We start from the raw sequence: 6,198 nt of genomic DNA, 5'->3' as shown, positions 1-6,198 counted from the left end.
AACTAATGTCTACTTGAAAATTTGAGAATTAAAATTTATTTTTGAAAATTGAAACATTATAAACAAAGAACATATAAACTTTTTTTTAGAACTATAATAGCTTGTTTTATTAGACCATAGGTATAACAGCCTATTCTAATTTTAATTGAGAACAGTATCGGCTAGATTTTCAGGGTTTTCTCTCTCTAATAGGGGCAAGAAATCTATTCTGTGCTGGCTGAAGAAAGAGATTTCATGCTCACTTTATCAAGGAACCGCGACCAGGAAAAATTATGACCTCTTTAGATCCTAATTTTTTTGACATTCCAGCCAAAAATCTAATCATTGACCAAGCTGTTGATGACCATCAAAAGCAAAATCATCGCAACTTGGAAGTCACCATAGAAGACATAGCAACACAAACAAAAACGGTAGCATTGAAAGCACACAAGTTACCGAAAATTCCGCCGAAGGAATTTTTAGCACCTCCTGGGAATTTCAATCCTACCCTACTGCTATTTTTGGCAGCTGCGGCAACATTGGTATTATCTAACTTTGGTTACTGGCTTTGGCAATGGCCGCAATGGCTGTGCTTTTGTGTTAATACTATTGCTTTGCATTGTGCGGGGACAGTGATTCATGATGCATGTCATCAATCTGCCCACCGCGATCGCACAATTAATGCGATGCTAGGACATGGTAGCGCCTTGATGTTAGGGTTTGTTTTCCCAGTATTTACACGAGTGCATTTGCAGCATCATGCCCATGTAAATCACCCCAAAGATGACCCAGATCATTATGTGTCTACAGGCGGGCCACTGTGGCTAATTGCATTTCGGTTTTTGTACCACGAAGTGTTTTTCTTTCAGCGACGATTGTGGCGTAAATATGAACTATTGGAATGGTTTATCAGCCGTTTAATTGTGGTTGGTATTTTTTATATAGCAATTCAAAATCATTGTTTAATGTATGTTCTGAATTTTTGGATTGTACCTTCTGGTATAGTGGGGTTAATATTAGGGTTCTTTTTTGATTACTTGCCCCATCGTCCTTTTAGGGAACGCGATCGCTGGAAAAATGCTCGCGTATATCCTAGCCCGATTCTTAATATCCTAATTTTAGGACAAAACTATCATTTAATTCATCATTTATGGACTTCTATTCCCTGGTATAAATATCAGTCTACATACTATCTAATGAAACCTTTATTAGATGAAAAAGGCTGTTATCAAACTTCAGGATTACGGCAAAAGAAAGACTTTTTAGAATTTATTTATGATATTTTTATCGGAATTCACTTTCACCATACAGCAACGAATAAAAAAGACGAATCACAAACTCACGAATAAGCTGTATTTCGCAAAGATGACATATTAATGTCTTTTCTAGCAACTCGGAAGCTAACGCCCAACGCCCCATTCCTAGTATCTATGTATGATTTTTATTGATATAATCAGGGTCTTGGGTGCCTAGTAGTTTGTCCCAGAAAGTAAAATACAAACCGTAGTGTACTTTATATTTGCGGTGATGTATTGAATGATGCATGGAACCAATCAGCCATTTTCCAATCCAGTTGGTTTGAGATGAAGGGGGAAATATCTCAAATCCCAGATGAGTAAACACGGCCCAAACTGTCATAGTTATCAGTGCAGCCACTAAGGTGAGAAAATGTAGTGGAACTATATATATTACACCTACAAAAAAAAGTGCTTGTACAATCGCCTCTGGAAAATCAAATGCTGAAGAACTCCAAGGCGTTGGTTCTCCCGAACGATGATGTCCATAATGCATCCATTTAAAAATTAGGGGATGATGAAACATCCGATGGATAAAGTAAAAGTATGTATCTTGAAGAATTAACACTACAAAAAAACTCGCTAGCAAATACCACAGTCCGTACTCGGAGAAATTAGTGTATAGTAGCGTTTTTCCTAAAAAATACTCTGAAATAATGAATGCTCCAGAAATTCCAAAAATCGCTGCGGAGAGTATCGATAATTGAATATCTTTGAAAATAGAAGAATTCATCAACGGTTTTATACGCAAACTCTTGTTGGTGAGAGACTTTCCCAGAACTGAATAAAAGAGCAAATAAGCTCCTCCAGCTATCAGAAAATATCGGGCAAGAGTGATAACGAAGAAGAAAAACCAATAATAGAAAAATGAGTGGTTTGTCAATTAGACCTATCCGTGAAATTAATTATTAATTTTCTACAATTAGAGTGTTTATTCTATCAAGAAATAGCTAAATTTCTCCTAATTTATTAATCGCCAAAATTCACTGCTTATTTTACAATGCTAAATACTCTGGGGATTGTATATTTAGATTTCTTAACAAAAAAATGGTGACTTTTGTGACATAGAAACTAAAATTTTGACCATTTCTAAAAATCAGGTTATCCAGCAACTTCAATTTTTGTGAATTTCTTATTTTCTATTATCAAATTATAGTCTCTTTCAGTTGTGGCTTTATATACCAGAAGTCAGAATTCAGAATTGACAATTTAGAATAACGTCTCGGTTGGACTAGCTATTAAGAGATACTATACTTCGGGGTTATTCAACCCTGCTAGCTACGTGATTCACTCAGAAAAATGTTCATTCGTGTAATAAAAACTTACCTTTATACATAAAAAACATCGAGTTTATTTTTTTTGTTCAGAAGATTTTTACCAGATAATCCATCAATTGCAATCACAATCAGCAATGAAAATTTTTTGCTACTCCTTTTTTTAAATAAAAACTTATGTGATAAATCATACAAATAATCAACATCAAAAAGGTTTACTTGTCTACTCCATACTCCATATTTCAAGACAGTGTAACCAAGTCAGTCAAAAGAAGTCACAATAGTAGGAGAATAGTACAAATACTTTGATATCTTAGCGATCCAAGCTTAGTTGTTATTTCCTATGAATCGTTCCGCCTGCCTCATCTTCAATCCAGTCGCGGGTCAGGGTGACCCAGAATCAGAACTGGCAGAAATTCGAGCAATATTAGAACCCGAAATTGATTTAGATATTTATTTAACAACTGAGGAAGTTGGTGCTGACGCTTTGGCGTACGCAGCAGTAGAGCGAGGGGTACATGCGATAATTGCTTCGGGGGGAGATGGTACCCTCTCAGCAGCAGCAGCAGCAGTCCTCCGTACTGATATACCATTTGGTATAATTTCTAGAGGTACAGCCAACGCATTTGCTACAGCTTTAGGAATTCCAGATACCATAGCAGCTGCATGTCAGACAATTTTGCAGGGAGGAACTCGTAATGTAGACGTGGCTTATTGTAACGATCTGCCAATGGTACTGCTTGTGGGTATTGGCTTTGAGGCTGAAACCGTAGAACTAGCAGACCGGGAAGCTAAAAATCGTTTTGGGATGATGGCCTACGTTTTAGCGGGAATTCAGCAACTAAGAAACTTAAAGAACTTTGATGTTGAAATAGAAACTGAAGACAGAATAATTAAAACTAGCGCTTGTGCAGTGACAGTAGCCAATGCCGCACCTCCAACTTCAGTATTAGCACAAGGGCCAGCAGGTCTAATTTATGACGATGGATTGCTAGACCTAACAATTGTAGCTCCTACTAGTAAAACCGGAGCGATCGCCGCAACATTCCATCTGTTCCAAACAGCTTCCACAGGCAACGCCGCAGAACGCAATGATATTGGTTATCTACGAGCCAAAGAATTTAAAATTACTACAGAGCCACCACAAAAAGTTGTTTTGGACGGCGAAGTTATCGGCACAACACCAATAGAAGTGAAGTGTGTACCAGCAGGGTTAAAAGTTTTTGTACCACTAACAGAAGAAGTTGAGCCTACAGAAAAATTAGAGGGACTCCCCAATTTGGTTATTGAGATGAAAAATCCACCAGAAGGTTGAGGGGATTGGGCATTGGGCATTGGGCATTGGGGACTGGTGAGTGACAAATTTTCCCCATGTCTTCCTTGTCTCACTTGTCCCCCACCCTCAATACTTGTCGGGTTTTGGGGAAAAGGGGAAAGGGGAAAGAAAAAACCTTTACCCTTTACCCTTTACCCTTTACCCTTTAACCTTTTCCCAAAACCAAATTCCGAGTTGAAAATGCACAAAGCGAGCAGTATTGACATCTCCCCCATCTACCTCATCATCTTCTATCCCCAATGCCCAATGCCTCATGACCTCCAATTAAAGAAGGAGTTAGATTGCCTTGAAACTAGTATCCGACCCATCTATTGCTAAGAAAATTCGCAAAATGAATCAGCGGGTACGATGGCAAGATCCGTTGATTGTCGAACGCAACATCGACCAAACTGGATTAGTGTTAGATGATGGTCATCCAGAGGATTTGGAGTTTTCGTTTTTAGTTGTAGGTGATAGCGGTTCTGGAAACCATCAGGGACAGAATCCCCAGCGACAGGTGGCTGAACTCATGCTGCCCCACCACGATGAATGTCGTTTTATGCTGCACACTGGGGATGTGATCTATTTAGTGGGGTCGAGTGAATACTACCAGCAAAACTTCATTCACCCTTACCGAGAGTTTCTTGTTGGTGGAGAGTATCCTAAAAAGATTACTTATGACCAGATGGTTTTTAAGCTGCCGATTTTACCCGTACCCGGAAATCATGATTATTATGACTTGCCGGTTGTCTTAGGCTTAGCATCTCTGACAACATTACCGATTCGTAAACTGTTGCGATCGCGGTTAGATTTAGATGTGGGTTTGCATGGTTCGAGAACAGGTGACGCCTACGCACGGGCTTTTTTAGACTATCTCAAAGCGTTTGAGCTTCCAGGAGCATTAGAGGCTCATCTAAATCACCACTACACTGCCAAAACAGACACGGGTCGTTGTCTTTGCTATCAACCAGGGCACTTTACCCGCCTTCCCAATCGCTACTACACTTTTCGCTATGGCGGTATTGATTTCTTCGCCTTGGATTCTAATACATTTAACGACCCACCACCATTGCCAAAGACAAAGCAAGGTGAAGTAGACCGCAAAATATTGGAAAAACATCGTCAGGATTTAGAGCAACAAAAAATGCAAATTATGGAAACCTCAGCCAAGCTCAATCCTGAAAACCCCAGTGATGCTGATGAATTAGAGGATTTCCAAGCTAAGTTGTCCCAAATTGAAGAAATTATTGTTGATATTAATAAGCAACTAGCCACAGACCGACCAACGCAGATTGACATCGAACAACTTGATTGGCTCAAGTACAGACTAATTGAATCTTGGAATACTAAGGAAGTTCGGGGACGGGTGATTTATTTCCACCATCCTCCGTACGTGACTGAAGCAACAAAGTGGCAACAAGCACAAACTTTGACAATTCGCAAGCACTTGCGTGATGTTTTAGATCGAGTAGCTCAAAAAATAGGTTCTTTAAATCAGGGGCGTCCTTTGGTGGATTTGGTATTGAATGGACACGCCCACTGTTTAGAATATCTGCAAACAATGGATACAGGACACGCAGATTCTCATATTCACTGGATTGTTTGTGGTGGTGGCGGATTTAGTCTGCGACGCCAGCGGATTGAAGGAGTAAATTTAATGGAGGAAAATAAATTAGTGGCGCGATCGCATTTGTTCGTAGGTCGCAACGGTTACGGTTTTCACAAGCGCCGCCCTTATTCAAGTTTACGCATTGATGTCAAAGGCGAAAGTCATCCCAAGTTTGTTGTTCGTCCCTTGATTGCCGAATGGTATCAACGACAATGGTATAGCCACGAACTTGAACCGTTGGTGATTTAGCAACTGGTGACTTCGGAGTGTGAACAGATGAGGTAAATAGTTTGACACTCTAACCCAGGGAATAAACCAATGCTCTTCAGCAAGCGACAAATGATTATGAGAACTTACGTACTGTACAAATTAATTATCTTATGGATTAACCAAAATGCCTTGTTTGAGGCTTTTATAAATCATCCTTGCAGCGATCGCTCTTTTTTCCTCGCTTATGCATCTGGACACCCATCTAGCTCTTAAATAAGTAAAAATAATGATTTCAAATGATGTCACAAGAAAGATATTAATTTACAGTAAATATCCTATGTTTACAACATATAGGTGATGTATCTCTTATCAAATATCAAATCCGCTTTAAAACATTTACCCCCTAGCCATTGAAGAAAGCTAGAGGGTAAAAGAAAAAAATAGAACCTGGCATCGAGCTATTTTAGCGTAGGGCAACCCCTAAACTATCGTTGCCGCAGCAGCGTTTCACCTCTG

General features: G+C 39.4%; 5 protein-coding genes. 4 read left to right on the top strand and 1 reads right to left on the bottom strand.

The features are described from left to right. Nucleotides 1-272: 272 nt before the first annotated feature. Nucleotides 273-1,328 carry a beta-carotene hydroxylase gene (gene crtR / locus GNE10_RS30835; RefSeq protein ID WP_185569657.1) on the top strand — a complete coding sequence of 352 codons (1,056 nt, stop codon included), beginning with the start codon at nt 273-275 and terminating at the stop codon, nt 1,326-1,328. 79 nt (nt 1,329-1,407) lie between these two features. Here the strand turns inward: crtR and GNE10_RS30830 are convergent, their stop codons facing one another. Next, entirely contained in the window at nt 1,408-2,007 is a 600-nt protein-coding gene (locus GNE10_RS30830; protein WP_311774898.1) for a sterol desaturase family protein, read from the bottom strand. Between the two features lie 884 nt (nt 2,008-2,891). Between GNE10_RS30830 and GNE10_RS30825 the strand changes: the two genes are divergently transcribed. The 3 genes from GNE10_RS30825 (at nt 2,892) to GNE10_RS30815 (ending at nt 5,955) form a co-directional block, all read left to right on the top strand. Beyond that, the gene (locus GNE10_RS30825) at nt 2,892-3,863 is read left to right on the top strand and encodes a YegS/Rv2252/BmrU family lipid kinase (RefSeq protein WP_185569652.1); all 972 of its coding nucleotides are present in this window, start codon (nt 2,892-2,894) and stop codon (nt 3,861-3,863) included. A gap of 307 nt (nt 3,864-4,170) precedes the next feature. Further along, nucleotides 4,171-5,721 (top strand): metallophosphoesterase, encoded by a 1,551-nt coding sequence (locus GNE10_RS30820; protein WP_185569650.1) that lies wholly within the window; start codon nt 4,171-4,173, stop codon nt 5,719-5,721. A gap of 96 nt (nt 5,722-5,817) precedes the next feature. Next, on the top strand, nt 5,818-5,955 hold the full coding sequence (locus GNE10_RS30815) for a hypothetical protein (RefSeq protein WP_185569648.1): 138 nt from the start codon (nt 5,818-5,820) through the stop codon (nt 5,953-5,955). Nucleotides 5,956-6,198 lie beyond the last annotated feature (243 nt).

The sequence above is a fragment of the Nostoc sp. 2RC genome (assembly GCF_014222165.1).
Taxonomy (GTDB): Bacteria; Cyanobacteriota; Cyanobacteriia; order Cyanobacteriales; family Nostocaceae; genus Nostoc; species Nostoc linckia.
The sequence above is the reverse complement of the archived record's forward strand: the minus strand, read 5'-3'. Positions and strand labels throughout refer to the sequence as shown.

Coding starts and splice junctions, on each gene's coding strand:
- crtR (WP_185569657.1), top strand. CDS start 273: ATGACCTCTTTAGATCCTAATTTTTTTGACATTCCAGCCAAAAATCTA.
- GNE10_RS30830 (WP_311774898.1), bottom strand. CDS start 2,007: ATGAATTCTTCTATTTTCAAAGATATTCAATTATCGATACTCTCCGCA.
- GNE10_RS30825 (WP_185569652.1), top strand. CDS start 2,892: ATGAATCGTTCCGCCTGCCTCATCTTCAATCCAGTCGCGGGTCAGGGT.
- GNE10_RS30815 (WP_185569648.1), top strand. CDS start 5,818: ATGAGAACTTACGTACTGTACAAATTAATTATCTTATGGATTAACCAA.